The organism is Methylobacter sp. sgz302048 (assembly GCF_052162025.1).
Classification (GTDB): domain Bacteria; phylum Pseudomonadota; class Gammaproteobacteria; order Methylococcales; family Methylomonadaceae; genus Methylobacter.
In genome coordinates, this window is sequence record NZ_CP197401.1 from 2,954,204 (window position 1) to 2,973,155 (window position 18,952).

Consider the following 18,952-nt stretch of genomic DNA (forward strand, 5'->3'; position numbering starts at 1 on the left):
CTAATTAATCAAACATTTAGAATCAGTTGCAAAAATAAATAACGTTGTTTAATTTTTTAAAATGTATCAATTTCACAACATCATTTTGCAAAGAAATTTGCGTCTGGCAAAGCAGGAGGATAATAAAAATGGCCTTGCCCCATATCGCAATCCAACTCTGCCAGCAGCTTTTGCTGGGCTTCCGATTCAATACCCGGAGCAATAACTTTTAAATCCAAACTGTGCCCCAAGGCTATCATGGAGCGTACGATGTCTTCGTAGTTGGAATTACGCAACATTTCAGATATGAATGAACTGTCAATTTTCAGCTTTTTTACCGGTATACGCTTTAAATTGATGAGTGAAAAATAGCCTTTGCCAAAATTAGCGATGGTCAAATCTACCCCCGCCTCGGCCAATCCGTTTAAAGCCTTGATGATCGGTTCGACATTGTCCATAAAACTGTTCTCGCTAATTTCCAGTTCCAGACAATGAGGTGAAAGCCCGTGCGTGCGCAGTATGCGTTCAACGGTAGCCACAAAATCGGAACGCAGCAATTGAGCCGCCGACACATTCACCACTATTTTGTTCATCGGCGCGCCTTCATCCAGCCAATGCCTCATCTGTTTACAAGCCGTTTCTATCATCCATTCGCCCATAGCCAGAATGAAGCCGCTCTCTTCGGCTATGGAAATGAAGCGTGCAGGATTTATCAAGCCCATAGTCGGATGCTGCCAGTGCACTAACGATTCGATAGCGACAATGTTTCCGGCCGTAAGACAGATTTGCGGCTGGTAATATAAAACCAGCTCATTTTTATCTATCGACTGTTTTAAATCGCTTTCCATAGCCATTTTTTCAAAAGCCTGCGTCGTTAACTCCGGGTTATAGTATTGGAAGTTATTGCGCCCTTCTTTTTTGGCGCGATACATAGCGGCATCGGCATTCTTGATTAAACTGTCAGTGTCGTCCCCATCCCGTGGAAACAAACTGATGCCTACGCTGGTGGTTATTTGCAAGCGGTGACCTTTGACTTCAACCGGGTCGTTAAATGTTTCAATCAGTTTTCTAGCCAATCTGGCGGGGCTTTTCGCGTCCAAAAAGTCTTCCATAAGCACGATAAACTCATCACCGGCATAACGTGACACTGTATCTTCCTTTCTGACCAGATTTTTGATCCTCCTTGCCACTTCCTTTAATAAACCATCGCCGACGGCATGCCCATAGGTATCGTTGACGATCTTGAAGCGGTCAAGGTCAAGAAACAGCACAGCCACCAGCGAGCTTTCCCGCCGCGCATTTTGCAGGGAATGATTGATGCGATCCTTTAATAACATCCGGTTGGGCAGTTGAGTCAGCGGATCATGATAAGCCAGAAATCCGAGACGATTCTGAGCCTTTTTAAGATGGGTAATATCCATAACCACATACACATAATGCGTTGTCTTACCCTGCGCATCCTTGACCTGATTGATGGTTGTCCAGCAAGGGAAATCATCGCTGTTTTTACGCCGATGCCACATTTCGCCCTGCCAACTGTGCCTATTTTTTCTGCTTTTGTGGAGCTCATCATTGATTTTTATGGTATTTTTTTTGGATTGCAGAAAATCGGCTTTCCTGCCGAAAACCTCCTGCCGGGAAAAACCGGTTAGAATCGTAAAAGCAGGGTTGATTGAAATGATGTTGTTGTCCTGATCGGCGACAATGATGCCTTCACCCGTATTATTGACAATAACCGATGCCAGATTTAACTCCTCCTCGGCCAATTTACGCTGAGTGATATCGTTCAAAGTCATGAAAACCTGATGGGGTTGTCGCTCTCCCGGGCGGAATTCCGGCATGGAACTGGTCATCACCCATGTATGATCTTGTCGTACGTGATTTAAAAAACCCATAACGACATTTTCCACCGGTTTTCCGGTGCGTAAAGCCAGCATGGCCGGATGCTGCTCATGAGGAAGAATCGAACCGTCTTCTCTGACAATCCTGGCGCAGGTCTCGGTCAATGCGCGCCCCATCATGTCATCCGACTGCAAGCCCAGAATTTGCTCTGCCGCCTGATTGGCAGAGATGATTGTCCCAGTATTATTTAGATATACAACGCCCGTATCCATATTTTCCAGTAAATTCCGATACCTGGTTTCGCTCACTCTTAAGGCCTCAGCGGCCAGATTGCGATTCACCAAGCTCTGCATAAACAGAAAAAATGAATTAACATTCTGCGATTCGTCCTTAAATAAATTGAACATAGCCCATTTACTCCTTCATCACTTCGCACGATAAAGGCGTCATTGCATCAGGATGTTTCAAACATTCCTGGTAACTTGTATAGCGATATTTATGCTGGATCAACATAGTGATTTTCCCACTTGGGTCCCAATCTTCAACTTTGAAGAGATTTACTCAAGCCTTTGAATAAATCTCTTCACGCCTGTCTTACAACATAGATGGCTGGAATTCTTTGCCAGATCGTAATGAAGGGAAAACAGTCAAATCTAACTTAATCTTTAATGTTGTTATTTGATAATGACTTGATTTACTCTTACGGCCGCCATGATTCTCCGGATGTTCCGGTTGATGCCTTGCCGGATAATTCGCCCCATTGACATTCGATCATCTACAGAATTTCACTTAATTTATTTTTGCCTGTCTTGGCGAACTTTTTTCTTGGATTTGGTTTTTGTGGATTTGTAATACTCGAACTCATCATCCATAAATCTCTTTTCCTTTAACTCAATATCAACCTCGTCAATTTCGTAATGCCAATCAAAACTTTTCTGTTGCTTAAGTGCATTAATATTAGCCGACATTTTATACTCGCTATTTCATCTGAATTTTCAACAACCATTTAAATCTGAAAATCTATCTATTTGGATAAATTATGTATAAAAACCCTAAAGAGATACTCAATTTGAAAGCAGTCCTGCAAAGCTAAACTTAAAACTATTTAAATGGTCTTATATTTATAAAAGAAAGAGCTTGATTAAAACATTCGTATATTCACCTAAGTGTTTTTACGCATATATAGCCATTGGGAAATGTAGTAATTTTCTTACACGTAGACGAAATTGAGATTCTGTTTCGAGAAAATTGGTCCGCAATTGTTGAAGAACGCTCATTCTGGAAAATTCGTAGATTAACTCGACTGCCGCTTTGCTGAGGTCACTGGTTCTGATGCTTCCTTAATTACTCATATTTATTGATACTGCGCACCCTCTCTCAAACAGGGCATCAAAGCTCTTGATAGAGCGCTTGTTTTTAAGGTTAATCGGGTGTTAAGCTGAAATCCTTCACCAAAAACATGAAGAAATGAAACAAGAATCCAAAATAATTCAGCAAGGTAGCAAATTAGAGGACCTATTCTGTGAAGTCAGGCAACAGCAAAGTAGAGCCAAAAGTCACATCTAGATCAAGTGTTCATGATGTACAGCATAAAAAGCATTTAGTAAGCTCTCTATTACCTGTAGTCGGCATTGGAGCGTCAGCCGGCGGCTTGCAAGCATTAGAAGCATTCTGTTCCAATCTGCCGTTGCACAACGGTTTTGCTTTCATCGTAGTATCTCACCAACAGCCCAGACACATTAGCCTGCTACCTGATTTACTGGCTGGATTTACCAAAATTCCTGTGATTGCTGCCGAAGACGGTATGCCATTGAAAAAAGATCATATATTCGTATGTCCTCCCGGGAAAAATCTCGCCGTATTCCATCGTCGAATTTATCTTATGGACAGAACCGATCATGAGACAATGCGTATGCCTATAAACTTCTTTTTTCATTCCCTGGCGGAAGATGTAAAAGAAATGAGTGTCGGCATTATTCTTTCAGGTACCGGTACCGATGGCACTTTGGGGCTAAAAGCCATCAAAAGCGCATCTGGCATGGCCATGGTTCAAGATCCTGCAACTGCAAAATTTGACGGCATGCCCAAGAGTGCGATAGCAAGGGGCGATGTCGACTTTGTATTGCCCGTTGAAAAAATGGGACAACAACTGCTTCAATATTTTGATGCACCTTGCTTCAACAATTTTCAAACGCTGGAACCGGCGGAAATGTTAGCTGCCACCGAACCTTTACAAAAAATTTTTATCCTGTTGCGCAACCGCACCGGCCATGACTTGTCTGCCTATAAGCCTACCACGGTCAACCGCCGCATAAGCCGGCGCATGAATATCCATCATATCCAGACCATGAACGCTTACGTGCAGTTTCTGCAGGAGAACCCTGTTGAAATAGATAAACTGTTTAAGGAACTGTTGATCAACGTCACTAATTTTTTCAGAGACGAACCCGCATTCGCGGCATTAAAAAATATTGCCCTGCCGAAACTATTTGAAAATAAACCCGACAATTACGAAATGCGCGTATGGGTTCCGGGATGCTCCACCGGCGAGGAGGCCTACTCACTTGCCATTCTGTTTAAAGAATATAATGAAACACATGGCAAAACTTACAGCTTTCAGATCTTTGCCACCGACCTGGACGAGTCATCCATCATTCAGGCACGGGAAGGCCTTTATCCAAGCGGCATTGAAACCGATGTTTTGCCGGAGCGCCTGACCCGCTACTTTGAACGGGAAGACAGCCAGTATCGTATCGCCAAGGAAATTCGCGATACCGTGATATTTGCCACGCAGAATCTGCTTCAGGATCCGCCATTCACCCGCATCGACTTGATCAGTTGCCGTAATCTGCTTATTTATCTGGACGGCGAACTGCAAAAAAAGATTTTTCCGCATTTCCACTACACTCTGAAGCCAGGCGGCCTCCTGTTTCTTGGCACATCTGAGTCGATCGGCAATTTTGATCATCTGTTCTCAGTTGTTGACAAAAAGAGCAAGATCTATCAGCGAAAAGATATCCAGGCCGGTTTGCCGACATCCAAACCCCGTTTGTTGCCGACAAGCGCCAAAAACGCACCATCAATGGAAGATAAATCACACAAACTCGACTCCCAGCCCGGCCAGATCGCCCGGCAAATTGAGAAGTTATTGCTGGAGCGCTATGCGCCGGTCTGCATTATCATCGACGAACACGGCAGAATTATTTACATTCATGGCCATACAGGAAATTATCTGGAACCTGCGCAAGGCCAGCCCAACTGGAATATCATCGAAATGGCCAGAGAGGGCTTGCGCGTGCCATTAGCGACATCGCTGCGTAAAGTCCAAAAAAAGGGCGATATGGAAATCATCAATAGTGGAATCAAGGTCAAAACCAATAACGGTTTTGAAACGATCGACCTGAAGCTGGTAAGGCTCCTGGAGCCGGAAGCACTACAGGATCTGTTCCTGGTCAGTTTTCATCCGCATCATAAAGATGCCGGCTCACAAACTGGCGAGCCAGCTGTCTTCCCGATCCTGATCAATAAAAACGATAAGGAGCAGCTCGCTCATGAACTGCTTTCTACTAAAAAATCACTGCGCGCAACTATCGAGGAACTGGAAACATCGAACGAAGAACTCAAATCCACGAACGAAGAACTGCAATCGGCCAATGAAGAGCTGCAAAGCTCCAACGAAGAACTGGAAACTTCCAAGGAAGAAATGCAGTCTTTGAATGAAGAATTAAATACCATCAACAGCGAGCTTCAAACAAAAGTCGATGCCTTATCGAAGATCAATGACGATATGCAAAATCTTTTGAACAGCACGAATATTGCAACCATCTTCCTCGACAATAACCTCAAAATAAGACGCTTCACCAAATCGGCCATCAATATTGTCCATCTGATCAACAGCGATATAGGGCGGCCGCTCGGCGACCTGGCGTCAAGTCTTAAATATGCCCACCTGATAGATGATGCCAAAGCGGTGTTGCAAACACTGATTTACAAGGATGCAGAAGTGCAGTCCACAAACGGTGCGTGGTATCTGTTGCGCATCCTGCCGTATCGAACCGCGGAAAACATGATCGACGGGCTGGTTATTACGTTTATCGACATCGACAGACTGAAGAAAGCCGAACAGGCGGCTTTGGACGCCAGTATGGCCAGCGCGATTGTCAATACCGTATCCAACCCGCTGCTGGTGCTCGATGAAAATCTCAGCATCATTACCGCCAATCCTGCGTTTCATAAGACTTTCAATCCGTCCCATGAAGACCTGACAGGACAATCTTTCTTCACTATCAATAGGTCGGCCTGGGATTCGGATCAATTACGCGGCCATTTATACGAAACATTAAACAGCAATACGCCTTTCGATGCGTTTAACTATACGTGTGAATGCCCTGTCATAGGAAAAAAACATCTAACCCTCAATGGCCGCTTGCTTCAGCAGTCATCGACCAATGCCAGACGCATTCTGTTAGCCATTGAAGATGTCGAACGGGATAATCCATGAATACAATCGTCCTAATTTCTCCGGCGCATAGGCAAAAATTGCGCACTATAAATCCGGCGAGCGCCTGCCCCAACCGCAGGCGTTCACTTTTTCACTTATCCGCTGGAATAAATCGCCATGTTTAATTCATTCGACGGGAATATCGATTACGAAATTCTCCAGACAGATGCGGAGAACCTGCTTGTCCAGTATCGCGAGAATCTCCGCAATCGGGCGGAAACGATGCTTAACAAATCCGGAACCGACATTACGCGCATGTCCAGCCAGGAAATTCAAAAGCTACTGTTCGAATTTCAGGTCCACCAGATAGAGCTTGAGCTCCAGAATGAGGAGTTGAACAGAACGCATCAGGAGCTGCTCGCCTCACGCGACCTGTATGCCAACTTATACAACCTTTCTCCGGTTGGCTATCTGACCCTCAATAAAGACGGCGTTATCCTGCAGGCCAATCTGACTGCGACGCGTCTATTGAATCATCCCATTGAGGAGCTGATCAACAGGAAACTGGCGCAATATATCGATGCCAGCGACCAGGACCAGTACTATTTATTCCTGCGCAGGCTGGCAACGGAACGCACTCATCAGTCATTGGATGTCCGGCTCAAGAGTGACGGCAGCGAGATCACTCATGTGGAATGTCAGGGTAAAATCAATGACATCAATAATAATGACAGCGAAATCTGGCTGACTTTAAACAACATTACGGAGCGCAAACGCGCTGAAGAAACCATAGCCAATCTCAATAAGAAATTGGCTCAAAAGGTGCTCAAGCAAGATTGCGATTTGTCGCTGAGCAATCAGAACCTAACCCAACTGGTTGAAGAGCTCAAGCATTCCAAGCAGCAGATACTGGAGCGCGAGGCTAAACTTAATTCCATCTTCAATGCGTCTGTAGAAGGCATCATCACCTGCGATATGTCCTGCAAGATCATTTCCGCGAATGCAGCGGTAGAAACCATTTTTGGCTATACGGAAGCAGAACTGATCGGTTGCAGCATCAACAAACTCATGCCCTTATCGCAGGATAAATGCTCTCATCGCGAGCGAAAGAGCTATCGGCAAGAAGCCGATATGCCCAAAGTGCTGGGCCGCATTCGCGAGGTTGAGGGCATGCGCAAAGACGGCTCTGCAGTGCCGCTGGATATATCCATCGCTGAATTTACGCTCGACGGCCAGAATTATTTCACCAGCATTGTCCGTGACGTCACCCAGCGCAAGATGCAGGAATTGCAGCAGAAAGAGCATCTGGAAGCGCTTTCCCATGTCATGCGTCTCGGCCTGATGGGGGAACTGGCATCGGGCATCGCTCATGAAGTCAACCAGCCGCTGACAGCGATCGTCAATTACGCGCAGGCCTGTCTGCGTTTCATTCAGGCTGATCAACCCGATCTGGCAAAACTCAGATCAATTCTGGAAAAAACCCATGACCAGGCGCTGAAAGCCGGACAGATCATCCATCACATGCGGGACTTTGTCAGGTCCAAAAAAATACATCGGTCGACCGCCGACATCAATGCGCTGATCGAAAATGCGGTCAGCCTGTCAATAACAGATTTAAAACAATACAATATCCAGCTGTCTTTCAACCTGGCCGATAATCTGCCGAGTATTTATGTCGATAGCGTTCAAATTGAACAGGTCATTCTAAATCTTGTCAGAAACAGCATCGATGCGTTGAAAGACGTGGCACATAACAAACAACGAAAGCTCTTCATTCAGACACTTTTGAATGATGAGAATTTTATCGAAGTAAAGGTCAAAGACAACGGCCACGGACTCGGCGAGTCCAGCCAAAAGAAAATATTAACGCCTTTTTATACGACCAAATCGTCCGGCATGGGAATGGGATTGTCCATCAGCCAATCTATAGTCAAATCCCATGACGGTTCATTGCATTTCGCCAGCAAGGCAGGAAAAGGCAGTACTTTTTATTTCACTATACCTGTACGGAGGAAATCTAATGACGCATAACAAGCCGACGACTCCTATAGTCTATATAGTTGATGATGAATTCGCCGTGCGTGATTCGCTGACGATATTGATCGAATCAACTGGACAGCCTGTGATGAGTTTCGAATCGGCCGAATCCTTTCTGGACCACTATGATCCTGAACAGCCAAGCTGCCTGCTTCTGGACGTTAGAATGCCGTCCATGAGCGGGCTGGATCTTCAGGAAGAGCTCATCAGAAGAAGCATAGATATTCCCATTATCTTCATCAGCGGCCATGCGGATGTGCCCGATTCGGCCAAAGCATTCAGAGCCGGAGCCGTCGATTTTCTGGAAAAACCGTTCAATGAAGAAATATTGCTGAGCCGCATTGAAGAAGCCCTGAGCAAAGATGCTCAAGTTAGAGAGCAACTCAGAGAGAAAAACAAGATACTCGAACGTCTCAGTCATTTAACAACACGTGAGAGAGAAGTACTGAACCTGATAGTCAGGAGTCATTCCAACAAAGAAGCCGCTAGAATACTCGATATCAGCAACCGCACCATTGACGTACACAGAGCCCATATCATGGAAAAAATGCAGGCCGAAAATCTGGCCGAATTGATGGTTATGGCAATGCAGTGCGACCTCCTGTAAAAACCCGCCCACAATCAGAACGATAAACACGCTCGTCAAGTCAAGCAATCGCCCGCTATAACTCACAAACTTAAAGCAATACGATCGGTTAGCACGCTAGCTATCTTTTTCGTTTAAAATGTTATAACATAACATTTCAATAGATATTCAGCCTCCGTCTGCATCGCAAATGGATTGTTGATTCTTTCTGATTAACTTTTTCCAATGAAACCATGAGCTACTCCCTGTCTCACGATCACGAAAAATGTATTTCCGAAGCCATCAACATGGCGGAACGACTTTGCATCAACCGCAGCGTGAAATTGACGCCGATACGCCGCAAAGTGCTGGAGTTGATCTGGGAGACCCACAAAGCCGTCAAGGCTTATGACCTGCTCGATCAAATCAAGCCTTTGAACTATTCCGCCAAGCCGGCAACCGTCTATCGCGCGCTGGATTTCCTGATGAGTCAGGGCCTGATTCATAAAGTGGAAAGCCTTAATGCCTATGTCGGCTGCAATTGCTCAGGCAGACAGCATGAACAACTACTGCTGATTTGCGATCAGTGTCATGAGATTGAAGAACGCGCCGCCTTCGAAGTCATGCATGCCCTATCGTCGGAAATCAAACAGGCCGGTTTTTCCATCAGCTATAAATCGATTGAAATCCATGGCACCTGCGCTGGATGCGCATCATCTCATGATCAATCAGCCTAATCTGAACGCAAAAAGCGCCTGTCCATTTATGGCTTAAGTGTAACGATATAACATTAGTTTTTATTAATTTACAACGATGATGTACAAAAAATTGATTTTACTGGCTGCATCAGGATCTCTCACTGTTCCTGTGCTTGCCGAAGAATCATCGACTATTGAATTGGAGGAAGTGGTCGTCACTGCGCCTTTGCGAGCCGACTCATTGAAAACAGCGGCTCCTGTAACGATACTGGCAGATGACGAACTACGCATGAAGACCGGTCACAGCATCGGTGACACCTTAAAAGACGAACTGGGCATCAGCAATCAGTCGTTCGGCCCCGGCGTGGGTACGCCGGTCATTCGCGGCCAGGCCGGCCCTCGGGTACGAGTGCTAAATAACGGTATTGGCAGCAATGATGTCTCGGCGCTCAGCCCGGATCACGCCACCAGTGTCGAGCCGCTTTTGGCGGAACGCATCGAAGTGCTGCGCGGCCCCGCCACTTTACTCTATGGCAGCGGCGCAATAGGCGGAGCGGTCAACGTCATTGACAATCGCATCCCCGGCCAGATGCCGGATAAGTTATTGGGCGGCGCCTTGGAACAGCGCTTTGACTCCACGTCCAATGAAACCAGTACCACGATGAAGCTGGAAGGCGGGCAAGGCAACATTGCCTATCATCTCGACGGTTTTTTCCGCCATCGCGGCAATCTCGATATCGGCGGCCGTGCCATCGATACCGCTGCCGTATCGATCACCGATCCGTCGCTGGTTGTAGTCGACAATCCCATCGGCCATCTGAACAATACCGGTGCTGAAGCCATCAGCGGCTCGGCCGGTCTGTCCTGGATCGGCGATCCGGGATTCGCCGGCATTTCTATCAACAATCTGAACAATAATTACGGCATCGCGCCGGACGGCACCGGCGAGGAAACTGTGCGGATCGCCCTCAGGCAGGATAAGTACGATTTTAAAAGCGAGCTACAGGATCCGTTCCGCTTTGCCAAGAGCCTGCGCACCCGGTTCGGCTACACTGATTATCAGCACACGGAGATAGCCAATGGCGAACCCGGCGCATTTTACACCAATAAAACTTACGAAGGCCGGCTGGAACTGACTCATCAGGACTTGGGACCATTGTATGGCTCGGTAGGTTTTCAGGCGCAAGCGAGCGACTTTAATGCCATTGAAAAGCTCACTGGCGAGCACATCATTCCGCATTCCCAGATCAACAGCTACGGCGTGTTTGCGGTGGAATCGATTGACGTTGGCGCAGTCACCTACCAGCTCGGCGCTCGGGTCGAACAAACCGACATCCAGCCGGAGGGCATGAATGACCTCAGCTATACGCCGGTCAGTGCGTCGGTCTCGGCAGAGTGGAAAGTCAATGACCAAAACAATCTGAATCTGGCCGTCACCCGTTCCTCGCGGGCGCCCAATGTCCAGGAATTGCTGACCAACGGCTTCCATGATGCCACGCGCAGCTTCGAACGCGGCAACATTAATTTAACAGAAGAAACTTCTTACAACCTGGACCTGGGCTACCGTTTCAGCTCTGACTGGATGCGCGCTGAATTCGATCTGTTTCACAACTGGGCCAGCGATTACATCACGCAGCAGCGCAGCGGCGAATTCGTCGACGAGGACGACAATCCTTGTGCCGTCGACTGCGTGCCTGTGCTGACCACCCGCCAGAATGACGCGATCTTCAAAGGCTATGAGGCCAAGCTGGTCTTCCCAATGATGGAAAACCGTCATGGTCAGCTGGACCTGACCTTGTTCAGCGACTACACCCGGGGGCAATTCGTCAATGGCGGCGATGTGCCTCGCATGCCGCCGCTGCGCTATGGACTGCAACTGGATTACAGCAAGCAGGAATTTTCCGGTTACCTGCGCTTTACCCGCGCCGATTCCCAGCCGCATGCCGGCGACTTCGAAACCTCGACCGCTGGTTATTTCCTGCTCAATGTAGGCACTAATTACAGAATCAAAGCTTATAAGGACGCCGAGTTGATGTTGTTCGCCAAAGGCAGTAATTTGCTCGATCAAAATATTCGCAATTCGACCTCTTATCTGCGCAACTTTGCGCCGGAAGCCGGGCGTGGAGCGGAAGTGGGCTTTAGATTGAGTTATTAAATGAATTCGCCTGCACAAATTCCCGTCATCATCTTAAGCGGCTTTCTCGGCAGCGGCAAAACCACCTTGCTGAACCGCCTGCTAAACCATGCGCCGCGCTCGGCTGTCGTAATCAATGAATTCGGCGCCGTACCTGTCGATCAGCAATTACTGAGACAACATAACGTACCGTTAAGCACCTTGTCGGGCGGTTGTCTGTGCTGCCAGGTACACGGCGCTTTAACGCCACTGCTGAAAAACCTGCGCATGGCCTGGCAATCGCAAGCCCAGAAGCCGTTCGACCGCGTACTGATCGAGACCAGCGGCATCGCCAACCCCGAGCCGGTGCTGGACACTTTATTAAGAGAGCGCTGGCTATCATCGCGCTATCGACTGGATGGCGTGATCGTGACGGTTTCAGCCGCTTCCGGCGCGGATGTCTTGAACCGCTTTCCCGAGGCCCTGGCCCAGATTGCCTGGGCCGATACCTTGATCATTACGCACACGGATCTGGCGGAAGACCAGCAAATAGACAACCTGATAGCGCTGTTGAATCGTCTGGCGCCGGCAGCATCAAAAATTCAGGCTGCGCATGGCGACATTAATCCCGCCACTTTGCTTGCGTTTCCGAGACGAAATTGCTATCGACTGAAAACCAATACGCCAATACCGGAACACGGGTTTGGCAGCACAACACTGCAACTCGACCATCCTGTTTCCTGGCCGCGCTTAAAAACTGCGCTGGAGAGCCTGCTAGACCGGCATGCCACCCAATTGCTGCGCCTGAAAGGCGTGGTTTACACTACCGAGCATGATGCTCCGGTGTGCGTGCAAGGATCGGCCGGCCGGCTTTATCCGCCGACGCTGTTGCCCTCCAGAACATCGGATGATGGCCGCAGCCGGCTGGTGTTTATCACCGACGGCGAGGTAAAAGGCCTGACTGAAGCTGTAAAGTCAGGTCTGGCTACGCCCCATTTGATTTAGCGACAATCTTCACAGATCGTCGCACCATTGACTTGAGCTGGTACAAATTCTGCTACTTTGTTAAACGAGCTCGATAGTTTCCGGTATTCAGCGTTATATTCTGTCATTTTTATGACATCGTGCAGGTTGAATGTGCGAAGCCCGACAGAAGCCGGATTTGGTCATACGGACTGACTTTTTCGAGCCAATTTTCAGACAACTCAAACTGAAGAGGTATCGACTATGGCAGAGTTTTACGTTGAGAGAAATGCTCAAAGCAATGGCGATCATGTGGTTCATAGATCGGATTGCGCTCATCTTCCTGCCAAGGAAGCGATTCAATATTTGGGAGCCATCAGCAATTGCGACAGTGCCCTGAAAAAAGCAGGTCAATTATTCAGGCAGGTTAACGGTTGTACGTATTGCTCGGTTTCGAGTCATACAACCTGACTCACAATCAGAATGGTCGGTCAAACCGGGAACTGAATGAAAACCGCTCAGAGATATCCGGTGGAGTATCCGCTCATTTTATCTCTGACAGGAATGTTTGAAAAATTGATGCGGCCCGGCAGTTTATCGCAGCATGTTGGTTCCGGACGGTTGAGCGTTTATTTTATTGCAGGCTGGATGATAAACCCGGCATTTCAAAGCCCTATGCCGGGTTTCCGCTAAAGCGCCAACCCAGCCTGCATGACTGGCCTATGCCCTTTTCACCAGCGCCGGCCTTCCCGCAGCAGATCGATCAGTTCATTCTTGCGTAGGGGACGGCTGACATAGTAGCCCTGCGCCAGATCGCAGTCGTGGGCGCGCAGAAAATCGAATTGCTCCTTGCCTTCGACGCCTTCGGCGACGACCTCGAGACCGAGCTTTTTGCCGAGCGTGATGCTGGCCTCGACAATGGCCGCATCATTGGTATCATGGGCCAGATCGCGCACAAAGCCTTGGTCGATTTTAAGCGCATCCAGTGGAAAGCGTTTGAGATAGGATAGCGATGAATAGCCGGTGCCAAAATCGTCAATGGCGATGCGCACGCCCAATGCCCGTAATTTCTTCAGGATCTCGGCCGCCGCTGCCGGGTCCTGCATGACGGTATTTTCGGTCATTTCCAGTTCCAGCGCATTCGGGGGGATGTTGTCCCGTTTCATGACACGGCATACCTTGTGCAGCAAGTCCGGATCGTTGAACTGGGAAGCCGAGACGTTGACGGAAATACGCACATCGTGAAGCCCCATTTCTCTGTATTCAGCACAAGCCTGGTTCAAGATCCACTCGCCCGCCTGCATGATCAATCCGGACTCCTCCAGCATTGACACGAAGCCGGCCGGCGTCACCAGTCCGCGTTGCGGATGCCGCCAGCGAATCAATGCTTCCATGGCAACAATGCGGCCGGTGTTAAGCTCAGCCTGAGGCTGGTAATAGACCAGAAACTCATTGCGCTTCAAAGCCAGGCGCAGATCAGTCTCCAACGTCAGCAGTTCATGGCTGCGGGCGTTCATATCCGGCGCGTAGAAGCGGTGCTGATTATGACCTGACATGATGGCCCGGTACAGGGCTGTACCGGCATTGCGCAACAATTCTTCGACGCCGGTGCCGTCGTTCGGATAGATGGCGATGCCGGTGCAGAAGGTAATGTAGGTTTCCTGGAGGCCCAGAGACATCGGGCGATCGAAAGCCGCATAAATTTTGCGCAGCACGACCATCAGGTTTTCCGTGCGCGGCAGATCGCCCACTATGATCGCAAACTCATCGCCGCCCTGGCGGGCGATCGTATCATTAGGGCGCAAAGCGGCCTGCAGCCGGTCGGCGATCTGCTGGAGCAAGGTATCGCCGACCGCATGCCCCATGCTGTCGTTGATCCGCTTAAAGTTATCAATGTCCAGGAACAATACGGCCACAAAATTATTGGCATGCCGGGCACGCTCCAATTCCGCGGCAAGCCGATCCAGCAACAGAACCCGATTTGGCAAGCCGGTCAGAAGATCGTGTGTAGCCTGATGCTGCAATTCGGCTTCGAACCGTTTGCGTTCGGAAATATCGCGGGCAATCGTGGACAGGTATTCGACTTTTCCAGCCGAATCATAATGCACCAGCAACACCTGGGACACCGGGATTTCTATGCCGTCTATACGCCGCAAAGCCGTCTCTCCGGACCAAGTGCCTGTATGGTAAGCGATAGGCAGCGCTTCGTTTTTTAATTGATGTTCTATGCGTTCGGGAAACAACTCTGTCAGACAGACTTTGCTGATATCCGTTTTGGGGTCGAGGCCGAGCAAGCGATAACCGGCATTATTGAGGTAACGCAGGCAGCCTCCCAGATCAAGGATTGCGACCAGGTCGGTCGTGGCCTCCAGAATGGCGGCCAACTGGGCGCGTGCTTCTTCGGCCTTGACGCGCTCGGTGATATTACGTCCCGTAGAAACAAAATGCGTAACATGCCCCTGCTCGTCCTTCAAAGGCGTGATGACTTTATCCTCATAGAACAGCTCGCCGTCTTTTTTACGGTTGATCAAGGTGCCTGTAAATATGTCGCCCTTGAGCACCGTTTGCCAGAGATGCTGATAAAAAGCTTGACCCTGCTGGCCGGATTTCAATATGGAGGGCTTGCAACCCACAGCCTCGGCGCGTGTATAGCCGGTCAGTCTCTCGAACGCCGGATTGACATATTCGATGCAGCCATCGGGATCGGTAATGATAACGCTTTCGGCTGCCTGCTCCACGACCAGGGACAGTTTGCGCAGCATGTCTTCGGCCTGACGCTGTTCGCGGCGCAGTTGCGCTTCTTCAAGTTCGCGCTCCACGGCAGGTACCAGGCGCGTCAGATTGCCTTTCATAACATAATCCTGAGCGCCGGACTTCATCGCCAGCACGGCCGTATTTTCGCCGATCGTTCCCGACACAAAGATAAAAGGCAGATCAAGGTCGTGCTGTCTGACTACTTCAAGCGCCCGCATGCCGCTGAAATGCGGCATTGTATAGTCGGACAACACGATATCCCAATGCTGTTTCAGCGCCTCGGTTAAAGCCTGTTCCGTCTCGACCCGCTGCCAATCGACAGACTGTCCGCCTTCTATCTCTAATTGATCCACCAGCAGCAGCGTATCATCTTCGGAGTCTTCAACGATCAGTATGCGCAAGGGTTGCGCAGTATCTACCCGCTTCAGCATGACATCACCTTTCTCTACAATCCGATCAGTCGGGCGGCGGCTCATTAAGCAATATCCAGTAAAGGCCGAGCTGCCCTGCCGCCCGCACAAATTCGTCGAAGTCGACCGGCTTGCGGACATAGCTGTTGGCGCCCAGCATATAGCCTTTGAGCCGGTCCTCTTCTTCATTGGATGAAGTCAAAAGAACAACCGGCAGCAGCTGGGTGCGTTCATCATCCCGTATGCGACGCAGCACCTCGAGGCCGTCGATCTTGGGCAATTTCAGATCCAGCAGCACGACCAGCGGCAAATCATAAGGATCGCGTCCTGCATAAGAGCCTGTGCCAAACAGATAATCCAGCGCCTCCGCGCCATTGTGCGCCACGATTATCTTATGGGTAATATTGCTCTTCTTGAGGGCGTGCAGAGTCAGCGCCTCATCATCAGGGTTATCTTCCACCAGAAGAATGACCTTATTGTTCATAAATTCTCTCGCGCCTCCAGCGTAAAATAAAAGATGGCTCCCTGTTCGACCGCACCCTCAGCCCAAATACGCCCGCCATGCTTATGGATAATCCGTTGCACGGTCGCCAACCCGATGCCGGTGCCGGGAAATTCGCTGGTGTCGTGCAGGCGCTGGAAAGCGCCAAACAGTTTTTCGGCATAAGCCATATCGAAGCCGGCGCCATTGTCGCGCACGAAATAGACCGGTTCACCATCCTGCATTTGCCTGCCGAATTCGATCCGCGCTTCGGGCCGTTTACTCGTGAATTTCCAGGCATTGCCGATCAAATTGTCTAATACGACACGCAACAATCGGGCATCGCCCCAAACGATTACCCCCGGTTCTATCGCATATTGTACAATGCGCTCCGGCTCCTGCTTGCGCAGCTCCTCAATCACTTCGTCGGCAAGCGCGCTTAAATTGACATCTTCCCGCTTCAGCTCAGACCGAGTGATGCGCGACAATTTGAGCAGATCATCGATCAATGTCGCCATTTTCTGAGCAGCAGCCCTCACCCGTCTCAAGCGATCCTGGCCTGTCTCATCCAGACAATCCGTATATTCGTCAAGTAGAATGCGGCTGAAACCGTCCACGGCGCGCAATGGAGCGCGCAGATCGTGCGAAACCGAATAACTGAAGGCTTCGAGCTCATGGTTGACTGATTCCAGAATCATGGCACGATCGCGCAGGGCCATATTTAGTTGCTGGATGCGCCGTTCGTTTGCCTTGCGTCTGCTGATATCTTCGATGATGCCGTCAAAATAAAGATTGCCGGCGCTGTCTTTTTTCATGGCGGCGCTAACGGCCGCGAAAAACTCGCGCCCCTGCAGGGTAACCAGCTGTATCTCTTCGTTGCCGACAAATCCTTGCTTCATGATTTTGTCTATAAAGTCTTGCCAGCAGCCCCGGTCACGGCACAAATCACTGACCGGGTGGGCCTGTAATTGCTCTGCCGATTCGGCTTCGAACATATCGACGATGGCGGGATTGACTTCCAGAAACCGTCCATCCGCCGTTGGCGTTTGGCGATAAACGCCGACCGGCAGATTGTCGACCAGCTCCCGATACTTGGCTTGCGCCTCGAGCTGTGCCCGCTCCGCCCGCTTGCGCTCCGTAATGTCGCGGATAATGCCGGTTACGAACAGTTCCTGATCTATCTTCGACGGGCTCAGATTGATCTCCACCGGAAACTCGCTGCCATCCTTTCGGCGGCCGGACAGATAGAGGCCAATTCCCATCGGTCGTACCAATGGCTTATCCATATAAGCTTGCCGATAATCTTCATGGTGCTCACGAAAGCGCTCAGGCACCAGCATTTCGATCGGCTGCCCCAACAGTTCATTGCGCGTATAGCCGAACCATTTCTCGGTCTGAACGTTGACCAGCACGATATTGCCTTCGCGATTGGTCATGACGATGGCATCGGGCGCTGATTCAAGCAGCCCTCGAAAGCGGGCTTCGCTGCTCGCCACTTCCTCTTCGACCTGTCGCCGCCTCACGCGGTAGAAGGCAATGAACCAGCTGACTGCGCCTAATAGCAGGCTTAAGGCGCTAAATGCAAACCACCGGGCTTGTACCACCGTTTTCTCGTCAATCACCTCGGCCGGCACATGGGCGACCAGCAGCCAGTGTGCATCGCCGGCGACAACGTTCTCACCGACTTTTCCAAACAGTGCGCTCGGCGTAATCGCACCGTAAGTGAACAAATCGCCGCTGGCCATGAATTGCGGGCGTTCGGGGTGTTCGGTAATAGAACGCCAGGCCTCGCCATAATCGTTGGCGAAGCGCTTGTTCTTCCGGTCGGGGTACATGAAGCCCCATTCGTCCTCGGAGCGGGCGCCGACCAGCCAATAACCCTGGGTGTTGAGCAGCCACAGGCTGCCGATGCTTTGCCTGGAAATCGCCCGAAGCTGATCGATCAATCGCTGTCCCCGATAGTTCAACAGAATGATGCCGCGTTTTTGTCCGCGCCGGTCGAATACCGGCGTGCCAAACCGGATCACAGGCTTTATCGGCTGCTCGATGGCGTCATGCTCGATGCTGAGGTCGAATGAAGAGATGTAGATATCGTCCTTGTCCAGGGCGAGCGCTTGCTCGACAAAATAGAGTTCGGACCTGTCCTGCAGTTCTCTCGCCGGCACGATCACGGGCTGTCCCCGGTTCCAGTTGATACGCACTCTCTCCTGCCCTTTTTCATCCAGAAACCGGATCTGGTCATAAAGTTCGCGGTATTTGACGAAGGCGAGCAGGTCGTTCCCCAAACGCTTCCAGACTATGGGGGATTGCTTTTCGAGCCATTCATGCAGCACCGGCTGGTCTCTCAGGTAAAGTATGTCGCCATGCAGTAGCCTCAATTCTTCGTCAACGGTTTGGCTTGCGGTCTTCACGGTCTGTTGCCCTTCGCTATACATCAAGGCCAGCGTCGATGCCTCATGAGTTTTATGAACAATCCACAGAACGACGGCCAGCACCAGCGTCAGCAGCACCCATATTAAAATCCATTGGCGGATTATCAACCAACGTTGGCGGTCCTTGTTTGCGATAAAAAACCTTCCATTCATAAATGGCTACCACCATTTGAGTTTGCTGTTTTTGATAGTGTGCTGAACCAGTGCAATAATTTTTTATGACTGCGCTGAAACCGA

11 protein-coding genes are annotated in these 18,952 nt (G+C 49.7%); 6 read left to right on the top strand and 5 right to left on the bottom strand.

The window, feature by feature from the left end:
* Positions 1-80: 80 nt before the first annotated feature.
* Together ACTNE6_RS13330 and ACTNE6_RS13335 are read right to left on the bottom strand one after the other, a co-directional pair.
* Positions 81-2,228, bottom strand: coding sequence for a sensor domain-containing protein (locus ACTNE6_RS13330; protein WP_442497082.1), 2,148 nt, complete (start codon positions 2,226-2,228; stop codon positions 81-83).
* Positions 2,229-2,615: 387 nt separating this feature from the next.
* Positions 2,616-2,789 carry a hypothetical protein gene (locus tag ACTNE6_RS13335; RefSeq protein ID WP_194970721.1) on the bottom strand — a complete coding sequence of 58 codons (174 nt, stop codon included), beginning with the start codon at positions 2,787-2,789 and terminating at the stop codon, positions 2,616-2,618.
* A gap of 554 nt (positions 2,790-3,343) precedes the next feature.
* Here ACTNE6_RS13335 and ACTNE6_RS13340 point away from each other — a divergent pair.
* The 6 genes from ACTNE6_RS13340 to ACTNE6_RS13365 all read left to right on the top strand — a co-directional run bounded on the left by ACTNE6_RS13340 (position 3,344) and on the right by ACTNE6_RS13365 (position 12,680).
* Positions 3,344-6,322, top strand: coding sequence for a CheR family methyltransferase (locus ACTNE6_RS13340; RefSeq protein ID WP_442497083.1), 2,979 nt, complete (start codon positions 3,344-3,346; stop codon positions 6,320-6,322).
* 117 nt (positions 6,323-6,439) lie between these two features.
* Positions 6,440-8,293, top strand: a complete 1,854-nt coding sequence (locus tag ACTNE6_RS13345) for a PAS domain-containing sensor histidine kinase (protein WP_442497084.1) — start codon at positions 6,440-6,442, stop codon at positions 8,291-8,293.
* Positions 8,283-8,906 (top strand): response regulator transcription factor, encoded by a 624-nt coding sequence (locus ACTNE6_RS13350; RefSeq protein WP_434482253.1) that lies wholly within the window; start codon positions 8,283-8,285, stop codon positions 8,904-8,906. The genes ACTNE6_RS13345 and ACTNE6_RS13350 overlap by 11 nt, the downstream gene beginning before the upstream one ends.
* A gap of 212 nt (positions 8,907-9,118) precedes the next feature.
* Complete coding sequence (locus tag ACTNE6_RS13355) at positions 9,119-9,601, top strand: transcriptional repressor (RefSeq protein WP_194969574.1); 483 nt, start codon at positions 9,119-9,121, stop codon at positions 9,599-9,601.
* Positions 9,602-9,680: 79 nt separating this feature from the next.
* On the top strand, positions 9,681-11,717 hold the full coding sequence (locus ACTNE6_RS13360; RefSeq protein WP_442499698.1) for a TonB-dependent receptor: 2,037 nt from the start codon (positions 9,681-9,683) through the stop codon (positions 11,715-11,717).
* A complete protein-coding gene (locus ACTNE6_RS13365; RefSeq protein WP_442497085.1) occupies positions 11,718-12,680 on the top strand; it encodes a CobW family GTP-binding protein in 963 nt (320 codons plus the stop codon). It abuts the gene before it with no gap.
* Between the two features lie 689 nt (positions 12,681-13,369).
* On the opposite strand, the gene ACTNE6_RS13370 is transcribed toward ACTNE6_RS13365, so the two are convergent.
* Genes ACTNE6_RS13370 through ACTNE6_RS13380 form a run of 3 tightly spaced genes read right to left on the bottom strand, consistent with a single transcriptional unit; the run spans position 13,370 to position 18,868 of the window.
* On the bottom strand, positions 13,370-15,823 hold the full coding sequence (locus tag ACTNE6_RS13370) for an EAL domain-containing protein (protein ID WP_442497086.1): 2,454 nt from the start codon (positions 15,821-15,823) through the stop codon (positions 13,370-13,372).
* 25 nt (positions 15,824-15,848) lie between these two features.
* Positions 15,849-16,286, bottom strand: coding sequence for a response regulator (locus tag ACTNE6_RS13375; protein ID WP_194969572.1), 438 nt, complete (start codon positions 16,284-16,286; stop codon positions 15,849-15,851).
* Positions 16,283-18,868: a sensor histidine kinase gene (locus ACTNE6_RS13380; protein WP_442497087.1), complete on the bottom strand. Its 2,586-nt coding sequence runs from the start codon at positions 18,866-18,868 to the stop codon at positions 16,283-16,285. The genes ACTNE6_RS13375 and ACTNE6_RS13380 overlap by 4 nt, the downstream gene beginning before the upstream one ends.
* Positions 18,869-18,952 lie beyond the last annotated feature (84 nt).

What these genes read in the sequence shown, in the direction of transcription:
- ACTNE6_RS13330 (WP_442497082.1), bottom strand. Translation starts at nt 2,228, where the DNA reads ATGTTCAATTTATTTAAGGACGAATCGCAGAATGTTAATTCATTTTTT.
- ACTNE6_RS13335 (WP_194970721.1), bottom strand. Translation starts at nt 2,789, where the DNA reads ATGTCGGCTAATATTAATGCACTTAAGCAACAGAAAAGTTTTGATTGG.
- ACTNE6_RS13345 (WP_442497084.1), top strand. Translation starts at nt 6,440, where the DNA reads ATGTTTAATTCATTCGACGGGAATATCGATTACGAAATTCTCCAGACA.
- ACTNE6_RS13350 (WP_434482253.1), top strand. Translation starts at nt 8,283, where the DNA reads ATGACGCATAACAAGCCGACGACTCCTATAGTCTATATAGTTGATGAT.
- ACTNE6_RS13355 (WP_194969574.1), top strand. Translation starts at nt 9,119, where the DNA reads ATGAGCTACTCCCTGTCTCACGATCACGAAAAATGTATTTCCGAAGCC.
- ACTNE6_RS13360 (WP_442499698.1), top strand. Translation starts at nt 9,681, where the DNA reads ATGTACAAAAAATTGATTTTACTGGCTGCATCAGGATCTCTCACTGTT.
- ACTNE6_RS13365 (WP_442497085.1), top strand. Translation starts at nt 11,718, where the DNA reads ATGAATTCGCCTGCACAAATTCCCGTCATCATCTTAAGCGGCTTTCTC.
- ACTNE6_RS13370 (WP_442497086.1), bottom strand. Translation starts at nt 15,823, where the DNA reads ATGCTGAAGCGGGTAGATACTGCGCAACCCTTGCGCATACTGATCGTT.
- ACTNE6_RS13375 (WP_194969572.1), bottom strand. Translation starts at nt 16,286, where the DNA reads ATGAACAATAAGGTCATTCTTCTGGTGGAAGATAACCCTGATGATGAG.
- ACTNE6_RS13380 (WP_442497087.1), bottom strand. Translation starts at nt 18,868, where the DNA reads ATGAATGGAAGGTTTTTTATCGCAAACAAGGACCGCCAACGTTGGTTG.